The 22,655-nt window shown below is 40.2% G+C and carries 18 protein-coding genes; 14 read left to right on the top strand and 4 right to left on the bottom strand.

Features of this window, described 5'->3' with window-relative positions; genetic code table 11:
* Positions 1-17: 17 nt before the first annotated feature.
* From ACYQ1N_RS05460 to ACYQ1N_RS05405, 12 genes are all read left to right on the top strand, one after another.
* A complete protein-coding gene (locus ACYQ1N_RS05460) occupies positions 18-854 on the top strand; it encodes a deoxyribonuclease IV (protein ID WP_459833721.1) in 837 nt (278 codons plus the stop codon).
* 129 nt (positions 855-983) lie between these two features.
* Positions 984-2,030, top strand: coding sequence for a glycosyltransferase family 2 protein (locus ACYQ1N_RS05455; RefSeq protein WP_459833718.1), 1,047 nt, complete (start codon positions 984-986; stop codon positions 2,028-2,030).
* An 85-nt stretch (positions 2,031-2,115) separates the two neighbouring features.
* Complete coding sequence (locus tag ACYQ1N_RS05450; RefSeq protein WP_459833715.1) at positions 2,116-3,312, top strand: glycosyltransferase; 1,197 nt, start codon at positions 2,116-2,118, stop codon at positions 3,310-3,312.
* Positions 3,309-5,522: a hypothetical protein gene (locus ACYQ1N_RS05445; protein ID WP_459833713.1), complete on the top strand. Its 2,214-nt coding sequence runs from the start codon at positions 3,309-3,311 to the stop codon at positions 5,520-5,522. Before ACYQ1N_RS05450 ends, ACYQ1N_RS05445 begins: the two co-directional genes overlap by 4 nt.
* Positions 5,523-5,612: 90 nt before the next feature.
* Positions 5,613-6,623 (top strand): type I phosphomannose isomerase catalytic subunit, encoded by a 1,011-nt coding sequence (locus tag ACYQ1N_RS05440; protein ID WP_459833710.1) that lies wholly within the window; start codon positions 5,613-5,615, stop codon positions 6,621-6,623.
* A 6-nt stretch (positions 6,624-6,629) separates the two neighbouring features.
* Positions 6,630-7,274, top strand: a complete 645-nt coding sequence (locus tag ACYQ1N_RS05435) for a hypothetical protein (protein ID WP_459833707.1) — start codon at positions 6,630-6,632, stop codon at positions 7,272-7,274.
* Between the two features lie 14 nt (positions 7,275-7,288).
* Positions 7,289-8,506, top strand: a complete 1,218-nt coding sequence (locus tag ACYQ1N_RS05430) for a hypothetical protein (protein WP_459833704.1) — start codon at positions 7,289-7,291, stop codon at positions 8,504-8,506.
* Positions 8,507-8,631: 125 nt separating this feature from the next.
* A complete protein-coding gene (locus ACYQ1N_RS05425; RefSeq protein ID WP_459833701.1) occupies positions 8,632-9,879 on the top strand; it encodes a CCA tRNA nucleotidyltransferase in 1,248 nt (415 codons plus the stop codon).
* A gap of 16 nt (positions 9,880-9,895) precedes the next feature.
* A complete protein-coding gene (locus tag ACYQ1N_RS05420; protein WP_459833698.1) occupies positions 9,896-11,122 on the top strand; it encodes a DegT/DnrJ/EryC1/StrS family aminotransferase in 1,227 nt (408 codons plus the stop codon).
* Positions 11,113-11,796, top strand: a complete 684-nt coding sequence (locus ACYQ1N_RS05415; protein WP_459833695.1) for a sugar transferase — start codon at positions 11,113-11,115, stop codon at positions 11,794-11,796. The genes ACYQ1N_RS05420 and ACYQ1N_RS05415 overlap by 10 nt, the downstream gene beginning before the upstream one ends.
* Positions 11,797-11,805: 9 nt before the next feature.
* Positions 11,806-12,840: a glycosyltransferase family 2 protein gene (locus ACYQ1N_RS05410; RefSeq protein WP_459833692.1), complete on the top strand. Its 1,035-nt coding sequence runs from the start codon at positions 11,806-11,808 to the stop codon at positions 12,838-12,840.
* Positions 12,841-12,949: 109 nt separating this feature from the next.
* Positions 12,950-14,710 (top strand): polysaccharide biosynthesis protein, encoded by a 1,761-nt coding sequence (locus tag ACYQ1N_RS05405; RefSeq protein ID WP_459833689.1) that lies wholly within the window; start codon positions 12,950-12,952, stop codon positions 14,708-14,710.
* A 187-nt stretch (positions 14,711-14,897) separates the two neighbouring features.
* Here ACYQ1N_RS05405 and ppk1 read toward each other — a convergent pair whose 3' ends face one another.
* Positions 14,898-17,018 carry a polyphosphate kinase 1 gene (gene ppk1 / locus ACYQ1N_RS05400; protein WP_459833686.1) on the bottom strand — a complete coding sequence of 707 codons (2,121 nt, stop codon included), beginning with the start codon at positions 17,016-17,018 and terminating at the stop codon, positions 14,898-14,900.
* A complete protein-coding gene (locus ACYQ1N_RS05395) occupies positions 16,997-17,893 on the bottom strand; it encodes a Ppx/GppA phosphatase family protein (RefSeq protein ID WP_459833683.1) in 897 nt (298 codons plus the stop codon). The genes ppk1 and ACYQ1N_RS05395 overlap by 22 nt, the downstream gene beginning before the upstream one ends.
* A gap of 263 nt (positions 17,894-18,156) precedes the next feature.
* On the opposite strand from ACYQ1N_RS05395, the gene ACYQ1N_RS05390 reads away from it, so the two are divergent.
* The gene (locus ACYQ1N_RS05390; RefSeq protein ID WP_459833680.1) at positions 18,157-18,351 is read left to right on the top strand and encodes a hypothetical protein; all 195 of its coding nucleotides are present in this window, start codon (positions 18,157-18,159) and stop codon (positions 18,349-18,351) included.
* A 28-nt stretch (positions 18,352-18,379) separates the two neighbouring features.
* Positions 18,380-20,179 carry a lamin tail domain-containing protein gene (locus ACYQ1N_RS05385; RefSeq protein ID WP_459833677.1) on the top strand — a complete coding sequence of 600 codons (1,800 nt, stop codon included), beginning with the start codon at positions 18,380-18,382 and terminating at the stop codon, positions 20,177-20,179.
* A 119-nt stretch (positions 20,180-20,298) separates the two neighbouring features.
* Here the strand turns inward: ACYQ1N_RS05385 and ACYQ1N_RS05380 are convergent, their stop codons facing one another.
* Positions 20,299-21,483: a ribose-phosphate pyrophosphokinase gene (locus ACYQ1N_RS05380; RefSeq protein WP_459833674.1), complete on the bottom strand. Its 1,185-nt coding sequence runs from the start codon at positions 21,481-21,483 to the stop codon at positions 20,299-20,301.
* A gap of 125 nt (positions 21,484-21,608) precedes the next feature.
* Positions 21,609-22,649 carry an ATP-binding protein gene (locus ACYQ1N_RS05375; protein ID WP_459833672.1) on the bottom strand — a complete coding sequence of 347 codons (1,041 nt, stop codon included), beginning with the start codon at positions 22,647-22,649 and terminating at the stop codon, positions 21,609-21,611.
* Between the last annotated feature and the right edge of the window lie 6 nt (positions 22,650-22,655).

The raw sequence follows: 22,655 nt of genomic DNA, 5'->3' as shown, positions 1-22,655 counted from the left end.
AGATAACAGGAGTTTATATGTTTAAAATAGGATGTCATTTATCTGCTTCAAAAGGATTTATGAATATGGGCAGAACAATAGTTAAAATGGGCGGCAATACATTTCAATATTTTTCAAGAAATCCAAGGGGAGGAAATGCTAAGGCTCTTGATGAAAAAGACTGTTCGGACTTTCGCCTGTTTTGCGGCGAGAACGGCATTGAGCAGATACTTTGTCATGCGCCTTATACTCTTAATACATGTTCAAAAGATGAAAATATAAGGACGTTTGCGAAAAACACCATGAAAGACGATCTGATGCGTATGGAATATGTGCCGGGGAACATGTATAACTTCCATCCGGGAAGTCATGTGGGACAGGGCACGGAAAAAGGAATTGAATTTATTGCGGAGGCGCTTAACGAAGTCATGACGGAAGACATGCATACCACCGTATTGCTTGAAACCATGGCAGGCAAGGGAACGGAAATAGGATCGAGGTTTGAAGAAATTGCCGAAATAATAAAGAGAACAAAGTCAGGCGATAAACTGGGAGTATGTATGGATACATGTCATGTATATGATGCGGGTTATGACATAGTTAACGACTTGGACGGAGTTATGGAAGAATTCGACAAAATAATAGGATTGGACAGATTAAAAGCGATTCACATAAACGATTCAAAGAACCCTTTTGAAAGTCACAAAGACAGACATGAAAAAATAGGCGAAGGTTCCATAGGCACGGAAGCATTTGAGAGAATAATAAATCACGAATGCCTGAGGGAACTGCCGTTTTACCTTGAAACACCCAACGATGAAGCGGGATATGCAGGAGAGATTTCCATGCTTAAAAATCTTTACAAAAATATATAATTGCAGTTACAATATAACGTTGTAGTTATATATTATTATCAGTAACAGATTTAATATGTTTTAGTGATAATTCAAATATAGTTATTAAACTGCACATGACAATGTGCAGTTTTTATTGTGGAGTCATAAATGAAATTAATTATACAGATTCCGTGTTATAACGAGGCGGAAACTTTAACGATTGCACTTAACGCTTTGCCAAAGCATATAGACGGAATAGACGAGATAGAATATCTTGTCATAGATGACGGAAGCAAGGATGATACAGAGAGAGTGGCAAGAGAATGGGGAGTTAACTACATAGTTAAACAGAGGAGAAACAAGGGTCTTGCCAAGGGATTTATGAAAGGACTTGATTTCTGTCTAAAAAACGGCGCAGACATAATAGTCAACACAGATGCCGATAATCAATATGTAGCTGACGATATAGAGAAAATCGTAAGACCGATTATTGAAAAGAAGGCGCATATTGTCATAGGCGAGAGACCTATTGACGAAACGGAACATTTTTCTCCGCTTAAGAAGAAACTCCAGCATTTCGGAAGTTGGGTTGTAAGAAAGGCCAGCGGAACGGACATTCCGGATGCTCCGAGCGGATTCAGAGCTTTTTCCAGACAGGCCGCATTAAAAATGTATGTTATAAATGAATATACATACACGCTGGAAACAATAGTACAGGCAGGACAGGAAAAGATGACCATAATGTCCGTTCCTATAAGAACCAATCCGGAACTCAGGGAGTCCAGACTGTTCAAGAGTATGGGAGGATATGTTCGCCGTTCCATGATGACCATTATAAGAGCGACACTTGTATATAAACCTCTTAAATTCTTTATGACCCTCGGACTTATCCTGGGCGGAATCGGAGTGGGATTCTATATACGATATCTTGTTTTTTATTTTATGGGTCTCGGAGCGGGACATACGCAGGGACTTATATTTGCTTCAACACTGATTATACTCGGATTCATATCCATAATAGCGGGATTACTCGGAGATCTGTTCTCAGCCAACCGAAAGCTGCTGCAGGAAGTCAGATACCATAACCGAAAGCGGGAATTTGACGCCGCCTGCGGCAAGGATCCGAAAGACTACGAGGATATTGAATTTATCAATATAAAAAAAGAAAAGGATATTCAGAAAGATACTTCTGATGAAACTGACATTAATACATAAAAGTTGCCGTTTTACCGGTATAACGATTAATAATGCCGTTGTGCTTGCGCTTTAAACGGCGGTTCTTCACAACAGGAGAGAAAATATGTCTAAGCGAAGGGTATTGATAATTGCAACCACATTCCCAAGGTGGAAGGGTGACAGGGAACCCAGATTTATACTGGATTTTGCCAAGTCTTTATTGCCGTATGCAGATGTTACCGTATTGGTTCCGTCATCTCCGGGAGCTCTTGACAGAGAAGTTATGGAGGGTGTAAACATCGAACGCTTCCATTATTTCCCGATACACGAAAGAGAGACACTTACGGCACCGGGAGCCATGGTATCGAGAATAAAGCAGGATAAGAAACGCGGATTGCTTTTACCTTTTTTCTATAATGCATTTGTAAATGAGATAAAAAAGAGAATCGGTACATTTGACATATTACATGCCAACTGGGTTATACCCGGAGGTTACATCGCTTACAAGGCACTGAAAATGACGAATGTTCCGTATGTTATTACATGCCACGGAAGTGATATTAACAGTATGAATAATCCCGTATTCAGAGATATGAAAAAAAAGGCGCTGTCAAACGCTTGGGGAGTAACCGCCGTTTCTTCCGAGCTTATGGATAACACATGCAAAATATACAACAACGGAAATAACGCCGTCATATCCATGGGAGTGGATGTTAATCAATTCGGGGAACAGCATCGCAGAGAGAATTACTTTAAGCAAAACGGAAGAAAAGTCGCTCTGTTTGTAGGTCGTCTGACGGAGGTTAAAGGTGCTGCGTACGCCATTGAAGCAATGCAATATGTCCCTGATACGAGATTGGTAATTACGGGTGACGGAGAGCTTAAGAAAGAATTAAAAAGTCTCGCCGCAGAACTTAAAAACAAACTGAGGGACATTAACTCGGATGTAGTATTTGCGGGAGCAAAGACACATGATGAGCTGAAAACTATGTATGCATCCGCGGATGCCTTCATTATGCCGAGCGTAACGGCAAAGTCGGGACAAAAAGAGGGCTTCGGACTTGTGCTTATTGAGGCTGCGGGATCAAAGCTTCCGATCGTGGCAAGTAATTCGGGAGGAATACCTACATTGATTAAAGACGGAGAGAACGGCCTTCTTGTTAAAGAAAGAGATGCACACGGAATATCAGAAGCACTTAAAAAAATATTTAATGATTCCGATTTACGGGATAAATTAAAGGAAAATGCATACAAGACCGCACTTGAATATGATTATTCTGTGATTGGTAGAAAATATGCGGAATTTATGAGGTTAATATGATCATAACACTTTCAATTGCGACAATGGTCATGCTGTGGCTGTTTTTTTCCGGAATATTCAACAGGAAAGACGGCACGACACTTGCGGCTCTCTCCTTTGGAAGCTATGTAATTTTATACATAATCAGCAGTGCCGTATTTTTATCGGTTGACAAATATACGATTAATAATGCATGCATACTTACTCTGGTCATATCCGGCTGTATATTCGGATTGGGATTGGCATTCAGGTTCTATCCGAAAGTCGATATATCCGTAAAGAGCATTCCGGATTGGGTTATTCCCGTGGTTATATTTGTGGGATTTGCCGTCGTTTTCGGAGAAAGATTCGGATATTTCGGAATGGGACAGGATGAAGGTGTTTACCAGGTTAAAGCGCTTGCCTATTTAAACGGTCAATTCGGCAATATATATACATATCCGGGAGTTGAGCACCTGACGGGCAATGTATTTACGGACGGAGTAGAAACATTGGACAAAAACGTCCTGGGTTACTACAGACTGTCAGATGATTCCACAAGAGCGGTAATTCACGGAGTTAACACATATCCCGCTTTGCTTGCATGGTGGGGCAGTATGTTCGGAGCGGCTCAAATGGGAGGCATCAATCTGGGATTGATGTTCGTATCCGTTGTTCTTGTGTATCAAATATGCAAAAAATTGGGGGCAGGTATATTCTTAAGCAGCGGAATAACCGTTTCTTTCTCGATTTCTCCCGTACTGGTTTGGGTTAATAAATCCACTTTAACCGAAAGCGTGCTCATAATGCTTATGCTGTTCTTTGCATATATGATTATATGCGGCATTAAACGAGATGAGGACATATATAACGGTCTTGTGTTTGATGAAGACGGGAGAAAGCAGAATATAATCAAGCTGTTTTCAACATTGCCTATAGGAGCATTTTGCCTTTTCCATATTTCAATATATACAATGCTTCCGATGTTTTTTGTAATATTCATTGTATTGTATATATATGACAGGTCGATTATATGGCTGTATAACAACCTTATAATACTCGGGGCATATGTTATCGGCTTTATGTTTATGCTAAGCTGGTCCGCCAGATATACAAATGGCAATTATAAATTTATTGAACGACTCGGAATAAGTACCGATAATATTGCTTTATTGGTTACCGTTGCGGTAATTATCGCTCTTGCGATAAATGTAACCGTTATGATATTCCATATATACAGAGCCAACAGACATTGGGAATTATCAGAGAGAGAAAGGGCTGCAAGGGCGAGAACGGCAAAAATAATATTTTCATGGGTTATCAGAGCGTTTCTCGTCATTGCCCTTGGAATGTTCTTCAGAGCCTACAGAAACGGTTCATATGCTTCTCTGGGAGTAAGCGATATATATTCCACATCATTTTATTCATACGCAAGTCAGACGGCATTTGCGGCCATGATTGTTGCATTGATTGTTTTGGTTATATACCCGAATGTAATATTAAAATCAGGGGCAAACATGACAATCGGAATTGTATTTCTGTATGCGGTTGTCCTTTACTCCGTAGTAATGAACGTATCCATAGGATATTATTACTATTATGCAAGATATACGGCCGTATATTCGGTGTTCATATTGCTGCTGTTCGGAATTATACTGGCTCAAATACCTAAGTCCGCAGGTATGTGGATCAGAGTGGGAACTTCGTTCGGTATGGTAATATGGTCGTCAATTCTGTTTATGAAGCCTTTGGAATATCTTCGCAATTACAAAGACGATACGAGAATGTCCTTTGAGGAACTGGAAAAGGTGGGAGAACAGTTTAAAAAAGGCGACTCCGTAATAGTGAGCAACAACGAATTACCTGCGCTGTATACATATTTGTCGATTGTAAAGGGACTAGACGTATATCCGATTATATATGACAGCCTCAGTTCCACATATGACATTGTAAAAGAACACTCTCAGGGAAATATTTACTTTATCGGTCAATCGGCTTCCGCCGAAGAGATAAATAAAAACATCGTTCAGGGACAGACGGAGGCCAATCTTCTCGGAGTTGCTCTGTATAATGATGTTGTTGACGTTATAAACGGAACGGATGATCTTCAAATGGAAAAAGTATCATCTGTTGAATCCAATCTGAGTATGCTGAATAAACCTAAAACCGTATACGGAGGATCAATGCTTCCTTATCCTATAGGATGTAATGAATTAAAGTATTATGTTGATATTTATCAAATAAATAAGTAAAATACAAGATTAAGGTAAAATATCTATATGGTTACTGACTATATAGATATTTTTTGTATATAAGCGATTCTGTGTTTATTAAGGATGGTTATGGACGATTCATTATATATATATAAATTAACACCGTTTTTATTGGAGAAGTTATGGGGCGGAACGAAGCTCCAAACAATGTACGGTAAAGGAGACAGCAGGTCATGTATAGCCGAAAGTTGGGAATTGTCGGCTCATGACGCCGGACCGTCAAAGGTATGCGGCGGCAAATATGACGGATTATCTTTAAAAGAGCTTATTGATGCTTTAGGCAGGGACGCCATGGGGGAAGCGGCGGCAGATGTGGTTAAATTCCCCCTGTTAATTAAATTTATTAATGCGGAGAAACCTCTTTCGATTCAAATTCATCCGAATGATGAATATGCCATGAAACATGAAAACGATTACGGCAAGAATGAAATGTGGTATGTAATAGATGCGGCTCCTGATTCATATTTGTATTACGGACTTAACAGACCTGTTACAAAGGAAGAATTGAGAGAGAGCATAGAAAACGGAAGACTTCCTGAGCTGCTGTGTAAGATGTCCGTTAAAAAGGGCGACGTGTTCTTTGTAAGGGCGGGCACAATACATGCAATCGGAGAAGGCCTTGTATTATGCGAAATTCAGGAAAGTTCAAATGTTACATACAGAATGTTTGACTATAACAGAGTAGACGCTAAGACTGGAAAGACGCGAGAATTACACGTTGATAAAGCCATAGACGTAACGGACATAGAACTTAATGTAAGAGCCGCAAAGGAGACCGCGTCTGAAAACAAATGCTCTCATTTCTGCAGACCGAATACTGAAAAGACAATGGTGGACTGTGAATTCTTTAAGACAGACCTGGTAAATGTCGACAATCATTTTGAGGTTGCAATAGACGGGAAGTCCTTTAAGGCGCTGGTATTCATTTCGGGAGAGGGAAATGTATATACCGGAACAAAGGAAGCTCCTTTGGAAGAAACGGTTCAGTCATATAAGGCGGGGGACGTGTTTTTTGTCCCTGCAGGCGATAAAACCGTATCCATAGACGGAAATTGCGAATGTATTATTGTTGAGTTGTAAAGATTTATGAAAAAGTTAAAGAATATAATTATTTACATTGTATGCGGAGTTCTCGTATTATTTTTCGGGGTTGTGCTGGTATTTGCCAAGAATCCCAAAATTTCGGATGAATACAGGCTGTATTATATCACCCATGATTTGAAAACATGGCCGGGAGAGGGCAATTTTACATATACGCCCGGAACGGTGGAATATATGGGAAAACCGCCCTTTGCAATATTCAAAAGATGCCTTCGCCTCGGAAGCGGATGGCTTAACGACGAGTTCGTCGGAACAGACGGAATAATTAACAGCGATACGGAGAGTTTTTTGTATTATAAATTTGATGAAAATATAAAAAACGGCAAGATGATTATTGATGTTTCCGGATTTCATAATCCTAACAGTGATTATGAAATTACGGAGCGGGATTCATCGGCTCAGATAGCGCGTACATTGTTTAAAAACGCATCTTATAATCCTGTTTCCGACAGAAAAGCCGAAGTTTATATAAAGGAACAGGGCGGAGATGATGTATATCTGGGAGAATTTGCCGGAGTAGGCCGATTTGAATTTAAGCTTCCGAGATTAGACAGGGGCAAGGTGTATGTGGTTACTTTAAAGGCTGAGAAGTATACATACAGAATAAAGAGCATAACAATTAATAATTGATTGGCATGGATATTATGGAAATGGAAAATGATAACAAAAAGCTTTTTTTCAGACTGCTTTTTGCTTTTTTAATAAGCAGAGCCGCATTTGTAATAATTTATTTTGTTGCAAGGGCAATTATGAATACAAACGATTCATTCGAGGTAATGTTCGGAAGATGGGACGCATTAAGATATATTAATCTTGCGGAACACGGATATACCTTGCCGGTAGTTCCGAACGAACCGCAAAATAACTGGGCATTTTTCCCGTTGTATCCTCTGCTTTGCATGGGACTAAGATTCATTACGTTCGGTATTATTCCGACATTTTATATAGGAATGATAATATCCAACGTATGTATATTTGCGGCGGCTTTTTTAGCGGTAAAGACAGTCCGCATGACGGGACTGACAAAGAACGAAAGGGATTTTTACGTAAGACCCAATCCGGACGGGAATAAGGTAACGGATTTCTTCAACGGCATATTTAAAGACGGAATGCTCATTGCATGGTTTATGTTTATGGGCCCGTTTACAATGTATATGGGAACGGCATATACGGAGGGTACATATATTTTATTTATAGTACTTTCGTTTTTCCTTATGAAGAAAAGGCGTTTCTTTCTTGCGGGACTTGCCATTGCGGGAGCCGGAGCGACAAGAAACATGGGAGTATTGCTTGTGGTTCCTCTCCTTATTGAAATGTATACGGACTGGATTCATACCACGGGAAGAAGAAATATATTCAGGTTTATAGGGCATATATTTGCGACGCCGGTCAAATTGCTTTCGGTAATAATTACGCCTATAGGAACGTTTTCTTATATGCTGTTCTTATATTTCTTTTGCGGAGATGCCCTCGCATTTAAAAATGTGCAGATAGCATGGAGAACCGAGGAACATTTCCCGATAATAGGAGTATTGGCGGATGCAATCGGAATGAAATCTGATATATATCACAAGCTTCTCGGATGGGTATGCATCGGCGCAATTGCGATATTTATTTATATGCTGATCAGAAGAATGTATTCGGAAGCGGTTTTCGGAGGGCTTACCCTTGCGGTTCCTCTTACGTCGGCTGTAATGAGTACGCCGAGATTTATAACCGGCGATTATGTAATATGGCTCGGCGCATATGATATACTTGCGAGACAAAACCATGTGGGACGCGTGATTACATGCAGTGCATTTGCCGCCGTGGAGGTGGTTCTTACATATATGTGGATAAGCGGAAATGTGGGAATGATATAGAAGAAAAAGAGGATTACGTCGTTAATCCTCTTTTTATGGTATTTTTACGAGAATATATGACCATATTGTGGTATTATGGAAGATAATTATGGTTCGATACAATATGATATGGAGTTATTAACATAATGAAGATAGAAATGCCCGGCGAAGTAAAATTTATTATATCAGAACTTGAAAATCATGATTATGAAGCCTTTGCCGTGGGCGGTTGTATAAGAGATTCGCTGCTCGGCAGAACGCCTGACGACTGGGACATAACAACATCGGCAACGCCGGAAGAAGTAAAGGAAATATTCCAAAGAACCGTAGATACGGGGATAAAGCACGGAACCGTCACGGTGCTCATAGGAAAAAAAGCTTTTGAGGTTACTACGTACAGGGTTGACGGAGCATATACGGACGGAAGACATCCGGAGAGCGTAAGATATTCCAAATATCTGAAAGAAGATCTGCGAAGAAGAGACTTTACGATAAATGCATTTGCATATAATGATGAATGCGGACTGAGAGACGAGTTTCTCGGATTTAGGGATCTGGAGTGGAAAATAATAAGAGCCGTCGGTAATCCCGAAGACAGATTCAGCGAAGATGCTTTGAGAATGATGAGAGCCATAAGATTTGCGGCTCAGCTCGGATTTAATATAGAACTTAATACTTATAATGCAATTATTAAGATGGCTCCGAACATAAAAAAGGTAAGCGCCGAAAGAATACAGGTTGAACTTACCAAAACTCTCATGTCGGATCATCCGGAAGTTACCGCAGAATATGCAAAAACGGGATTATTTGTGGAGATACTCCCGGTTCTGTATGATATTTTGTCAGGGATTTCAGCGCAAAAAACCTTGGGCCTTTTGAGATATGTGCCCAAAATGGCGATTATGAGGTATACGGCTCTGTTAAGGTACAGAAAACCGCAGGAAGCCCGCGCCGTACTCAGAAAACTGAAACTGGATAACTTTACGGTTAATACGGTGGTAAAGCTTATTGAACATCAAAATGACATCAACGACGTTATAGAGGAGAATGACATATCCGTAAGAGAGGCGATTAACAGATACGGGACGGAATTGCTTGAATTGATGTTTGAATTCGCCGAAGCGGACGGAAGAATGAAAAGAGATTATACGGGATTGAATTCACGGGGAAGGAATGTACACTTAAAAACCATAAAAAGGCTGTATGAGGAAATTCTTGACAGGGGTGATTGCGTCAGTCTCAAGGGATTGGCAGTCAACGGAAATGATTTGACCGAACTTGGAATTGTCGGCGAAAAAATAGGTGAAACCCTTAACTGGTTATTGCATATAGTAATGGAAAATCCCGCACTCAACAATAAAAACACACTTATTTCGTTTGTTGAAAACAGATAACAGATTGGAGTTAATTATGGATAGTACAGGGGATTTCAGAAAGATACCGTTTTCTCCGCCTGATATAACAGACGAAGAAATAAAAGAGGTTACAGACGCATTGAAATCCGGATGGATAACCACCGGTCCCAAAACCAAGGAATTGGAGAGAATAGTTGCAAAGAGGTGCAACACTGACAAAGCGGCATGTTTCTCATCATCAACAGCCGCGATGGAGATGACTCTCAGAATATTGGGAATAGGACAGGGGGATGAAGTTATTGTTCCGGCGTATACATATACGGCTACCGCAAGTGTGGTATGTCATGTAGGTGCAACTCCGGTTATGGCTGATGTTGAGAAGGGAACTTTTAAGATTGACAAAAAACAGATTAAAAATCTTATTAACGAGAGAACAAAAGCTATAATCCCTGTGGACTTTGCGGGAGTGATTGAAGATTATGATGAGATTACGGATATTGTTCAATCCGAAAAACATCTGTTTAAAGCAAAGGGAAAGTATCAGGAAGCTTACGGCAGACCGGTTATCATCGCTGATTCGGCTCACGGCTTCGGAGCAAGTCAAAAGGGAAAGATGAGCGGAGAAATCGCTGATTTTACTTCCTTCTCTTTCCATGCGGTGAAAAACTTCACCACCGCCGAGGGCGGAGCAATAACATGGAAAGAGCATGATGAAATTGACGGCGAAGAACTGTATAACAAATTTATGCTCTATTCATTGCACGGACAAAATAAAGATGCTCTTGCAAAATCCAGACTCGGATCATGGGAATACGATATTGTGGCACCTCTGTATAAGTGCAACATGACGGATATACAGGCAGCAATCGGAACAGCTCAGTCAAAGAGATATGATTCAATGCTTGCAAGAAGAAGAGAAATTATATCCATGTATGAAAACGGACTTAAGGGCGATATAGAGATTACGGAGCACATGGGAAAGGATTTTACGTCAAGCGGACATCTTATGATTGTGAGAATACCCGGACTTGACGAGGCCGAAAGGAATGAATTTATAGTACGCATGGCCGAGAGGGGAGTGGCATGTAACGTTCATTACAAGCCATTGCCGATGCTCAGTGCATATAAGAACATGGGATTTGACATAAAGGATTATCCAAATGCATATGATATGTATCGCTGCGAAATATCGTTGCCGCTTCATACGCTTTTAAGCGATGACGATGTTCGTTACGTTACAGATAAATTTAATGAAGTATACGGGGAGATGCCATGTCATTAATTCCATATCGGGAACTGCCGTCATTTATGAAAAATAAAAAAGTCAGAAAATATTATGATATTCTGAAAAAGAAAAGGCTCTACCTGAGCCTTAAAAGAATATTTGATTTCTATGCGGGAACGGCTCTTCTTGTTGTATTGGCCGTTCCGATGGGTGTTATAGCATACAAAATCAAAAAATCATCGGACGGAAGTATTTTATTTATTCAGGACAGAGTTACACAATATGGGAGAAAGTTTCCCATATGCAAATTCAGGACAATGACCGAGAATGCACACAAGGGAAGTTCTCTTACGGTGGGCAGGGACAGAAGAATAACAAAAATCGGCGAGACGCTTAGAAAATACAGGTTGGATGAAATACCGCAGCTGTTCAATATTATCGGCGGTGACATGTCATTTGTGGGTGCAAGACCGGAAGTTGAAAAATATGTCAGGCATTATACAGATGAAATGACGGCTACGCTTCTGATGCCCGCAGGTCTTACGTCAGCTGCAAGTATAGCATATAAGGATGAAGCGAAATTGCTTGACGGAGCAAAGGACCCGGATGATGTTTATATTCGAAAAGTTCTGCCGGAAAAAATGAAATATAATCTTGAAGGAATAAAAAAAGCATCGGTCGGAGAAGACTTATATATTTTGGCAAAAACCGTTTTTGCGGTAATGGATTAGGAGTAATATATGTTTATCACTTTTTGTATATTTGCTTACAACGAGGAAATGTACCTTCCTGAGCTTTTAAAATGTTTAAGAAGGCAGGATTATCCCCATGAAAACATTGAAGTTTTACTTATAGATTCAATGTCGGGCGATAATACCAAAGGAATGATGGAGCGGTTTGCGCTTCTTAACAAAGAAGATATTCCGGACATGGGTTTCAGAAATGTAAAAGTATGTTCAAACCCGGGAGTGACTCAGCCCTGTGCATGGAATGTGGCTCTTGACAACTACAGCGGTGAGGCGCTGCTCAGAGTGGATGCACACAGTGAGATACCGAATGATTTTATAAGAAAAAACGTTGAAAAACTGGAGGCCGGAGAATATGTATGCGGCGGACCGAGACCGGTTATAACAAAGAGCAGAAGCGGAATGTCCAAAACTCTTCTCATGGCCGAGACATCCGTGTTCGGCGCGGGCATTGCTCCGTACAGGCGCAGGCATAATTCTTCAAAACCCAAGTATGTAACATCGCTTTTTCATGCGGCTTTTAGAAGAGAAGTATTTGATAAGGTGGGAAGATACAACGAAAATCTTATCAGGACGGAAGATAACGATATGAATTACAGAATACGAAAAGCGGGTTTTAAGCTCGCTTATTACGATGACATTATTTCATATCAGGTTATAAGACCTACCCTTTTCGGAAGTATTAAACAAAAATACGGTAACGGATATTGGGTTGCGAGAACGTTATTCGTAAATCCAAAATGTATAAGACCGTTCCACCTGGCACCTCTCGCTTTCTTAACAACTGTTGTTTCAACATTTATGATGTACAGAATTACAAAGAGCGAGTATGCAAGAAAGATGCTTATGCTCGTATGTAAATCATACGGCGGAATGGCGCTTGTAATGTCTTTGTCCGCCATGATAAAAAACAAAAAGGACTTTAATCTGACGACTCTCCTTCTTCCGTTTCTTTTCTGTGCCATGCACACGGCGTACGGATTGGGAAGTGCAGTGGGCATTGTTAAGGGCTTTTTGGAAAGGAAATAAATTGGAACGAGATCAAAACAAGAATAAAAGGCAATTGTTTATAAGGCGGTTAATTCTGTTTATTGTCGATATATTCGTTTTGAATGCCTCCGTAATATTGGCGCTGCTTATGAGATTCGACGTCTCGATACTGTCCATACCGGATCATTATGCCGAAATATATAAGCATACGGCCATTGTTTATACGGCCGCATCCATAGCGTTATTTTGGTTCTTTAAGCTGTATCACAGCTTATGGAGATATGCATCCATATCCGAACTGTATAAGATAACTTTGGCCTGTCTCTCTTCCGTGGGAGTATATATATTGATTACTCTTGTCACGGGAAACCCGCTTCCGAAAACGGTGTATTTCATGCAATTCTGCTTTATGCTGTTGGGAGTCACGGCGTCAAGATTCATATACAGACTTTTGAGAATATTCTTAAAGCGGGAAAAACACCTGGAAGGTTCCGTAAGAATTATGATTATAGGCGCCGGAGAAGCAGCCAATACGCTTCTCAGAGAATTTCAGGATTCTCGTTATCTTACAAATCAGGATGTTGTATGCATCATTGATGACGATTCCGCTAAATGGGGAAGATATATACGAGGCGTAAAGGTTGTCGGCGGAAGAGACAGCATTAAAGAATATGCCAAAAGATATAATATCGATCAGATTATATTTGCAATTCCTTCAATGGAAAATGCCGAGAAAAGCAAGATTCTCAACATTTGCAAGGATACGGACTGCGAATTAAAGATTGTTCCCGGTGTATATCAGATGGTAGACGGTGAAATAAATGTCAAGGATATAAGAAATGTTGACGTTCTTGACCTTTTGGGCAGAGACCCCATAACAGTGGACATGGACTCCATTATGGGATATGTATCAGGGAAAACCATACTTGTTACCGGGGGAGGAGGGTCCATAGGATCTGAATTATGCAGACAGCTCGCAAGTCATAACCCGAAGTTACTTATAATATTTGACATATATGAGAATAATGCATATGACATACAGCAGGAATTAAAGAAGTCAATGCCGAATGTTCATATAGAAACACTTATAGGTTCTGTCCGTAACGAAGAGAAAATGGATAACCTGTTTAAGAAATATCGTCCGGACATAGTATATCATGCGGCCGCTCATAAACATGTGCCTCTTATGGAGGACAGCCCTAACGAAGCTGTTAAAAACAATGTCATAGGTACATGGAATGTTGCTAAAATGGCTGACAGATATAAAGCTGAGAAATTCGTTCTCATATCTACCGATAAGGCTGTTAATCCGACTAATGTTATGGGAGCCACAAAGCGTATATGCGAAATGATAGTTCAAATGTATGCGGAGGCATCAGAAACAGGATTTGTGGCCGTAAGATTCGGTAACGTATTGGGAAGCAACGGATCCGTAATACCGTTATTCAAAAAGCAGATCGAAGCGGGAGGTCCCGTTACGGTTACGCATCCCGACATAATAAGATATTTCATGACAATACCGGAGGCCGTATCCTTGGTGCTTCAGGCCGGAGCATATGCCAAAGGCGGTGAGATATTTGTTCTTGATATGGGAGATCCCGTAAAAATAGACGATCTTGCAAAAAATCTTATCAGACTTTCCGGGTATACTCTGGGTGTGGATATGAATATAGAGTATACGGGATTAAGACCCGGAGAGAAATTATATGAAGAGTTGCTTATGGACGAAGAAGGATTACAGGATACCGCAAATAAGCTTATACACATAGGCAAGCCTATCATTATAGAGGATAAAATGAGATTCTATGACAATTTGAGACGTTTAAAGATTCTTGCATACAGCGAAGTGGAAGATATCAGACCGGTTATTATGAATATCGTTCCGACGTTCCATCCTAATAAGAATTAAATTGAAGAATAAGAGCTAAACATTTGCCGGTATTCTGCGGTGATTTCGTTAAACAATAAAACGCCGTTTGTTTTGTCTGAACGACAAAATAAACGGCGTTTTATTGTTTAACCTAAAGGCTTTAATGAATTACAGGTAATTCACAATATGGGATATCCTGTTCAAATATTTAAATATTATCTGAAAATTATTTTCTCTTCTTTTTTTGTCTGAAGAATTTATCCAATATGCTTACATGTATTTTTTTATTCTGTATTCTGCTCTTTTCAAGATGGATAACGTGATTCAGGTAATACTTTTGTACGTCAAAACTTTCTTTTCCCTTTGATTCCGGCATTGTATATTCACCGTCGGAGAGCATGATACGTCTGTTTACGTTATCGGCAAGGGAACGGCGGATGTATCTGTTGAGAAAGGCCTTTATTTCGGTGCTGTTTATGGGACAGGCGATTTCGGTTCTCTTGTTTTGGTTTCTCGTCATTATATCTGCCGATGAAATATACATTTTCTGATCTTCGCCCTTTCCGAAAGAATATATTCTGGAATGTTCCAGGAAACGGCCGACTATGCTGTTTACGGTAACATTATCGGTTTTGTCTTTGATACCGGGTAAGATACAGCATATTCCCCGTATAATCAGTATAACCTTAACTCCTGCCCTGGAGGCTTCCGAGAATTTGTCAATTAATTCTCTGTCCGTTACGGCATTGGCTTTTATTATTATCTGACCTTGAGTTCCCTTGGCTATTTCTTCGTCAATTAATGCGCATAATCTGTTCTTCATGGAATACGGCGCCACCATTAAATGCTTATAATTGCCTTTCAGGTTACCGATCATCATATTTTGAAAGAATTCTATTGCATCTGCGGCTATATTGCGATCGGCCGTCATAAGGCTGAAATCGGTATAAATTGTCGATGTCTTTTCATTATAATTACCGGTACCGATTTGAGTAACGTAAGATATTTTATTTCCGGATTTTTTTGTAATAAGACATATCTTGGAATGACACTTAAAACCTTCCCTTCCGTAAATTATCTTGCAACCGGCGTGCTCAAGTTCCTTTGCCCATTCAATATTGTTTTCTTCGTCAAATCGGGCGCGAAGCTCCATAAGCACCGTAACTTCTTTTCCGTTTTCTGCGGCTTCACACAACAGTCTGGCTATTACGGAATGTTTTGCAAGTCTGTATACCGTCATCTTTATTGATACTACTTCCGGATCGTTTGCGGCCTCTTTTAACAGGTCAAAAAAGGGCTGCATGGACTGATACGGAAAGAACAGAAGTACATCACGCTGCTCAATCTGTTCCCACATGGATTGTTGAGGTATCAGATAATCGGGATATTTTGGATTGTATAACGGATAGTAGAGGGAACGGCTTTTAGGTTTCAGCGAATATGCATATTCAAGATTAAGGGGACATTCGCATCTGAAAACCTGCTCCTTTTTTATGGAGAGTTTCTTAATGAGCATTTCTTCAAGCTTTTCGGAATCTCCGTTTATCTCCAATCTGACAGGCGCAAGGCGCTTTCTCTTCTTTAGGACTTTTTCCATATGGGCAATCATATCCGTACCGTCGTCGTCAAACTTTTCTTCATCAAGAGTTATGTCGGCGTTTCTGGTAACGCGGAAAATTATGCTGTCTATTACGTCATAAGAAGGGAATATCTTTTTAATATATGACTTAATGACTTCCTCGGTTCGTATATATCGGCATCCGTCGCCGGGGAGCATAATAATTCTCGGAACGGAATCGGGAATTTCAACAAGTCCGACACGCTCATTCTTTTTTTCTTCCAGTAATGCGGCAATGTATATGTTTTTATTTATTATCTCCGGAAAAGGATGGCTGGAATTGACTATTTGCGGTGAAATAAGAGGTTTGATATATTCCTTTGAATAGTCTATAACATACTCTCTTTCCGCATCGGTAAGTTCGTCAAATAACAGCTCGATGACGCCTCTGTTTGACAGCTCTTTGGTTACGTTGCCGTAAATCATATCCCTTTTTTTATACAGAGGTCTGACGGTGAAAAATATGTTGTTTAGCTGTTCTTCGGGAGTATCACCCGATTTGGAGTCTATGTAATCCGGAGTAATTGCGGCAAGATCGAAGAGACTGCCTACACGTACCATGAAGAATTCATCCAGATTGCTTGTGAAAATAGATATAAATCGGAATCTTTCCATAAGGGGGACAGAACTGTTTTCGGCTTCGGAAAGAACTCGATCGTTAAAGCGCAGCCAACTCAGTTCACGATTTTGCGTAAAAGAAAGATCCGTCAATTTTTTATTCTCTGACATAAATATCCCTCCCTTAAACCGTATTTTCCTATAAAAATTTCCTTCGCTTTGGTATGTTTGGCAATTCCCGTAAGAAATATAGTTCCGGGTATGATGGTATGTATACGATCCGGGCAGACCTTTAACACAAGGTTTCTTGCCTCGGTAGATTTACTTTTAAGCAATCGAACCGTTTCAATAAGTTCTTTTGGGGCTAAATTTTGGTTATCCCGGGGCTTTTTAAAGTAACGGTTGCAGATTTTTAAAACGGCTCTGGCGGTTCCGCCTATGAAGCATATCTGTTCCGTTCTCATGTCATTAAGTTCGGGATCGGACAATAATTCTCCGACGGTATGCTCTATGGAAGAAAGCTCGTTTTTGGTAGGCCATATTTTGGAAACATTGGCCTTAAACAGACTGAGAGAGCCTAAAGGATAGCTTTTTGAACCGTATATGTCACCGTCCTTGATCCGTACAAATTCCACGCTTCCTCCGCCTATATCGACCATGAGACCGTTTTCGAGGTTGGTCTCATTGTGCACGCCGATATAACCTATACGGCCTTCATCTTCTCCAGATAAAACCTGTATTTTCACACCTGTTCTTTCATGCACCTGTTGAACCGTATATTCGGTGTTGTCAATGTTACGCAAAGCGGCGGTACCGAGCACGACGGGATTATCCATGCCGAGTCTTGATAAAATGGTGAGGAATTCATCCAATACATCACATATTTTATCAATGCCGTCTTCGGTCATTTTGTTATCCGCAATGTAGTTTATAAGTCCGGCCATTTCTTTCTCTGAGAAGAGCTGTGTAAAGCCGCCTTTTTTATCGGTACGGTATACCGACATTCTGATGGAGTTGGATCCGATATCAATTATTGAGTAATTCATTGTTTTCTCCCACTGAATAATATTTAACAATAATATAATACTACTTTTTACACGATATAAAGTCACGGGCATGTAAATTTTGTGTAAAGTGAGGGTTTATTTTTACAATATGTACCCATTGTTATAAGTCGCATAAATATTTTACACGGATATAATACGGACATTATACGGATATGACACGGTTGTGATATAAAAATCAAAGCCTGAGTTTTATTATTTGATTTATTCCGGTGAAATACATATTCAAAAATAAGGAGGTAAACATGAGTTATAAAACCGTAATCATAGATTATGCTCCGAAAACAAAGAGCATGTCTTCCGCAATAGAGAGTAAGGCAAATGAAATGGCTGAAAACGGATATGAACTTGTAACAATGTCTATTACAAATTCAGCGAAAGCAATACTTGTTTTTAAAACAACGGATGAGCAGACAGAATCATCAGACGGCAAAATATAAAAATTTACTTATCGAAAGGGAAAATCATATGAAAAAGCGACTTATTGCCGGAACGTTACTCAGTACAATTATAACCGGGGCGTCAGTTACGGCGCCTTTCATGGCGCAAATGTCATATGCGGGAGAGAGCAATTCGGCAGTTCTGATAAATGAGGTGAATTCTTCGCCTGACGACTGGGTGGAGTTAATTAATACGGGTTCATCCGATGTGGACCTGTCGGGATATGAAATAAGGGACAATTCTGACGATCACAGATGGAAATTCCCTACGGGCACGGTTATCAAAGCCGGAGGACGTTACGTTGCGGATGCACAGGATAACGGTCTCATTTATTCCGGAAGCTCCTATACTGAGGGAACATTTGAAACCGCCATAGGAATAGGAAGCGGCGATTCAATAAGGCTCTATGACAATAACGGAGTACTTTTGGATCAATGTTCATGGGAGAAACATGCTTCATATAACGGTGATACGGCGTTGGCTTCAATAGGAAGATATCCGGAGGGAACCGGCGAATTCCAAGTTATGAAAGAGACAAAAAATGCTCCTAACGAACTGTTTGAGGATAAAAGTGATACGCCTTCGGATACTCCAAAGACAGATGAGCCCGAAACGATAAACTGGCCGGGACCGGACGAAGTGAAAACAATAGATAAAGAAGCCATGTTTTTAAAGGATTCTTCGGGGCTTGATTTTCATAACGGACAGCTGTATGCGGTTGACAACGGTACCGGGAAATTCTGGATTATGGATGTTTCAAAGGACGGAAATATCAGTTTTGCAAGCGGATTTGAAAACGGTAAAAGAGTTCGCTTTCAAAAGGATGCCGCAGATCCCGACGCCGCAGGTCCCGATACAGAGGGTATAACCGTAGACGGAAAAGGTCTTGTATATGTGGCCGCCGAAAGAGACAACAGCGCAAAGAACGTAAATAATAATACAGTGCTTATGGTGGATCCGAATGCGGAGGGAGAGGACCTTACGGCGTTAAAAGAATGGAATCTCACGTCATCTCTTCCTCAGGTTAAGGCCAACATGGGTATTGAGGCCGTTGAATGGGTATCTGCGGAAGATATATCAGGCAAACTAACGGATAAAAATACCGGAAGCATATTTGACATTGCCGATTATCCAAATGCATATTCCGGTGGAATATTCTTTGTTGCTCTGGAAGATAACGGACACGTATATGCATATGTGTTAAATGAAGACGGAAGTTCTGTTCAGATTGCGGATATTGATTCAAAGCTGGGCGGAGCAATGGGACTTGATTACGACAAATATGAGAAATGTCTGTGGGTTGCGGCGGACAACGGCTTTGGAAATAAAAGCGCAAAAATAACATTTAACGGAAGCGAAAACCCTGATATTTATCATGTTCTTCCGGCTTCGGGGGTTGACGTTACGGCAAATAACGAGGGATTTGCCGTTGCGGATGCGGATTATACCGTTGACGGAGCACGGCCTGTGTTCAGATTTAACGACGGCGTTGAGTCGGGAGCTTTGACGGAAGGATATTTGTATTGCGATTATACTGCTGATTCCGTGTCAAATTCGGAAGATACGGATAAAAATAATAACGGCAATGAGGACAATACTTATGTTGATAAAGAGAGTGTAAATACTTATCAGGATAATGCAGATAACGCAAATAACGAAAATAAGACAGATAATGTAAATAACGCATATAAGGCAGATAATGCTGTCGGTTCGCCAAAGACGGGCGACAATAACGGCATAATACTTTACATTATTCTTTTATCCGCAGTGGGAGGAGCGATTTCCGTAATGCTTGTCCGCAGACTGCATAAAGCAAAAGAGAACTGAATATTTCACAAAACATTTTAAGATGCAGAAAATAAAAAGGCGTTCCGCCGGGTTTCCCGCGTAACGCCTTTTTATGTACGGTTATACCGGATATATCAGTAATACCGCATATTATACATTCAAATATCAATATCTATTGTTTCTTTACTTGCGTTATATTCCTTAACTTTCTCCTGGATACGATCAACGGGAGTAAGAAGATTGCTGATAGAAGCATCGTGATTGATGGTATCTATAATAAGAGCAATATATTTACTTACATCAACATTGATATACCATGGCTTTTTGAGAAGTTCTTCAGACTGATAAATAAGATTGGTTGTAAGTACCTTGTCGATAATACCGTCCTTGTGAGCCTGATCGAATTTGTCAAATCCGTTTGTAAAAAGACCGAAAGTTGTAGCGCAGAATACTCTTCTTGCCTTTCTTGCCTTAAGTTCGGCAGCCACTTCAAGCATACTTTCTCCCGAAGAAATCATATCGTCTATAATAACCACATCCTTGCCCTCAACGTTTGTTCCGAGGAATTCGTGAGCAACTATAGGATTTCTTCCGTCAACAACCTTTGTATAATCTCTTCTTTTGTAGAACATCCCCATGTCAAGACCGAGAATGTTGGCAAAGTATACGGCTCTTCCCATGCCGCCTTCATCGGGGCTGATAACCATCATATGGTCTGAGTCGATGGTAAGATCGCTTACATTGAGAAGGAGATATTTAATGAACTGATATGTGCATGACACTGATTCAAATCCGCTGAGAGGAATTGAATTTTGAACTCTCGGATCATGAGCATCAAATGTAATAATGTTGTCAACGCCCATGGCCACAAGCTCCTGGAGCATATATGCACAGTCGAGAGATTCGCGGGCAGTCTTTTTATGTTGTCTGCTTTCATAGAGGAAAGGCATAATAACATTTATTCTTCTTGCCTTACCGCTTGCGGCGGCAATAACACGCTTAACGTCGGCATAGTGGTCGTCAGGGGACATATGGTTAATAAAACCGCCCATTTTATATGTAAGACTGTTATTTACAACATCAACCATAATAAACAGGTCGTTTCCTCTTACGGAGCTGTTGATAACGGCTTTCGCCTCGCCTGATCCGAAACGTGGGGTCTCAACCGGGATAATGTAAGAGTCTTTTTTATATCCGTTTAAATTTGTGGAATCGGATCTTCTGTTTCTCCATTCCACAAGGTATTTGTCAACCTTTTCACCGAGTGCGGAGCAGCTCTTTAAAGGTATGATTCCAAGTGAACCGTAAGGTATATTTTCAATATGGCGTTCGTCGCGTGGCATATAATATGTCCTCCCCAATAATTATTCAAGAATATACATTAAAAAAATATTAACCTTTATAAATGATTAAGTCAAACGGTATTTATAAATAAGTGGATGTATATGTATACATATTTGAATGCGGATTACAGATATTTGTCTCTTAATACATATCTGAGATCGTTGCCGACTATTTTTCGTATATTATACAGGTTGACCAGTCTTGAAAAGGTTCTTTCGGTATATACATCTCTTAATTCCTTAAGAGACAGATTGGTGGAAATGATTGTGGACTTATTGTTAAGAAGTCTGTCATTTATAATGTTGAAAAGCTTATTGACGGTGAATTGATTGGGATATTCCGTTCCCAAATCATCTATAATAAGCAAATCGCAATATACGATATCTTCCCGACCGAGTCCATCGGAGGAAGAGTCATCGTAGAAGCCGTTTCTTGCAATATCTTTACGAAGGCTGTCGAACAGATCCGTTGCGGTAAAGTAAATTACGCTGTGTACACCTTTGATAAGCTCCGAAGCAATACAATTCGATAAAAATGTTTTTCCGACGCCGGCTTTTCCGTAAAACAGAAAATTGCCGTGCTTTTTGTCGAAATCCCGAACGAAGTTCTTTGTTTCATTAACGAGTTTTCCCATATATTCTCTGGGAGAGACGCCTGAGAGCTCCTCTGAAGGAGTATCCGGATAAAGGCTTAAATCAAATGTATTAAAGTTCTCACCCGATGTAATATTTTTAAGGTTTGAGTCGCCGTATATAAGCTCTATCGCTTTTTTCTTAAAACATTCGCATTGAGACTTCATGCTGTATTCCGTTATATTGTCCACATAACCGGTATCTTTGCACTTAGGGCAGGTGTATATAGGATCGAGATAATTCGGATCGTTATATAATCGAACCAAGATTTCTTTTTTGGCATTTTCGGCATCCCGCAGATTTGCGTCCAAATCTTTTTTTATTTCTTTTTTTTCATCATCCGTTATTCCGGGAGAAAGTATCCGTTTTGAAGCTTCTACCGATAATTCGCTTATCTTTTTATCAAATTCGAAATATTCGGGGGCTTTTGCCAAAACATCTTTAATCCTGTCGTCAAGAATATGCCTGTTTTTAATTCGTATAAGGTCATATTGACGTGTAACGGCGTTATATTGTTGATTAGTAAGAGGCATATGCTA

The sequence above is a fragment of the Howardella ureilytica genome, from assembly GCF_054657495.1.
Note: the sequence above shows the minus strand (reverse complement) of the source record. Positions and strands in the feature narration are given on the sequence as shown.

What these genes read in the sequence shown, in the direction of transcription:
- ACYQ1N_RS05460 (WP_459833721.1), top strand. Translation starts at nt 18, where the DNA reads ATGTTTAAAATAGGATGTCATTTATCTGCTTCAAAAGGATTTATGAAT.
- ACYQ1N_RS05455 (WP_459833718.1), top strand. Translation starts at nt 984, where the DNA reads ATGAAATTAATTATACAGATTCCGTGTTATAACGAGGCGGAAACTTTA.
- ACYQ1N_RS05450 (WP_459833715.1), top strand. Translation starts at nt 2,116, where the DNA reads ATGTCTAAGCGAAGGGTATTGATAATTGCAACCACATTCCCAAGGTGG.
- ACYQ1N_RS05445 (WP_459833713.1), top strand. Translation starts at nt 3,309, where the DNA reads ATGATCATAACACTTTCAATTGCGACAATGGTCATGCTGTGGCTGTTT.
- ACYQ1N_RS05440 (WP_459833710.1), top strand. Translation starts at nt 5,613, where the DNA reads ATGGACGATTCATTATATATATATAAATTAACACCGTTTTTATTGGAG.
- ACYQ1N_RS05435 (WP_459833707.1), top strand. Translation starts at nt 6,630, where the DNA reads ATGAAAAAGTTAAAGAATATAATTATTTACATTGTATGCGGAGTTCTC.
- ACYQ1N_RS05430 (WP_459833704.1), top strand. Translation starts at nt 7,289, where the DNA reads ATGGAAATGGAAAATGATAACAAAAAGCTTTTTTTCAGACTGCTTTTT.
- ACYQ1N_RS05425 (WP_459833701.1), top strand. Translation starts at nt 8,632, where the DNA reads ATGAAGATAGAAATGCCCGGCGAAGTAAAATTTATTATATCAGAACTT.
- ACYQ1N_RS05420 (WP_459833698.1), top strand. Translation starts at nt 9,896, where the DNA reads ATGGATAGTACAGGGGATTTCAGAAAGATACCGTTTTCTCCGCCTGAT.
- ACYQ1N_RS05415 (WP_459833695.1), top strand. Translation starts at nt 11,113, where the DNA reads ATGTCATTAATTCCATATCGGGAACTGCCGTCATTTATGAAAAATAAA.
- ACYQ1N_RS05410 (WP_459833692.1), top strand. Translation starts at nt 11,806, where the DNA reads ATGTTTATCACTTTTTGTATATTTGCTTACAACGAGGAAATGTACCTT.
- ACYQ1N_RS05405 (WP_459833689.1), top strand. Translation starts at nt 12,950, where the DNA reads ATGAGATTCGACGTCTCGATACTGTCCATACCGGATCATTATGCCGAA.
- ppk1 (WP_459833686.1), bottom strand. Translation starts at nt 17,018, where the DNA reads ATGTCAGAGAATAAAAAATTGACGGATCTTTCTTTTACGCAAAATCGT.
- ACYQ1N_RS05395 (WP_459833683.1), bottom strand. Translation starts at nt 17,893, where the DNA reads ATGAATTACTCAATAATTGATATCGGATCCAACTCCATCAGAATGTCG.
- ACYQ1N_RS05390 (WP_459833680.1), top strand. Translation starts at nt 18,157, where the DNA reads ATGAGTTATAAAACCGTAATCATAGATTATGCTCCGAAAACAAAGAGC.
- ACYQ1N_RS05385 (WP_459833677.1), top strand. Translation starts at nt 18,380, where the DNA reads ATGAAAAAGCGACTTATTGCCGGAACGTTACTCAGTACAATTATAACC.
- ACYQ1N_RS05380 (WP_459833674.1), bottom strand. Translation starts at nt 21,483, where the DNA reads ATGCCACGCGACGAACGCCATATTGAAAATATACCTTACGGTTCACTT.
- ACYQ1N_RS05375 (WP_459833672.1), bottom strand. Translation starts at nt 22,649, where the DNA reads ATGCCTCTTACTAATCAACAATATAACGCCGTTACACGTCAATATGAC.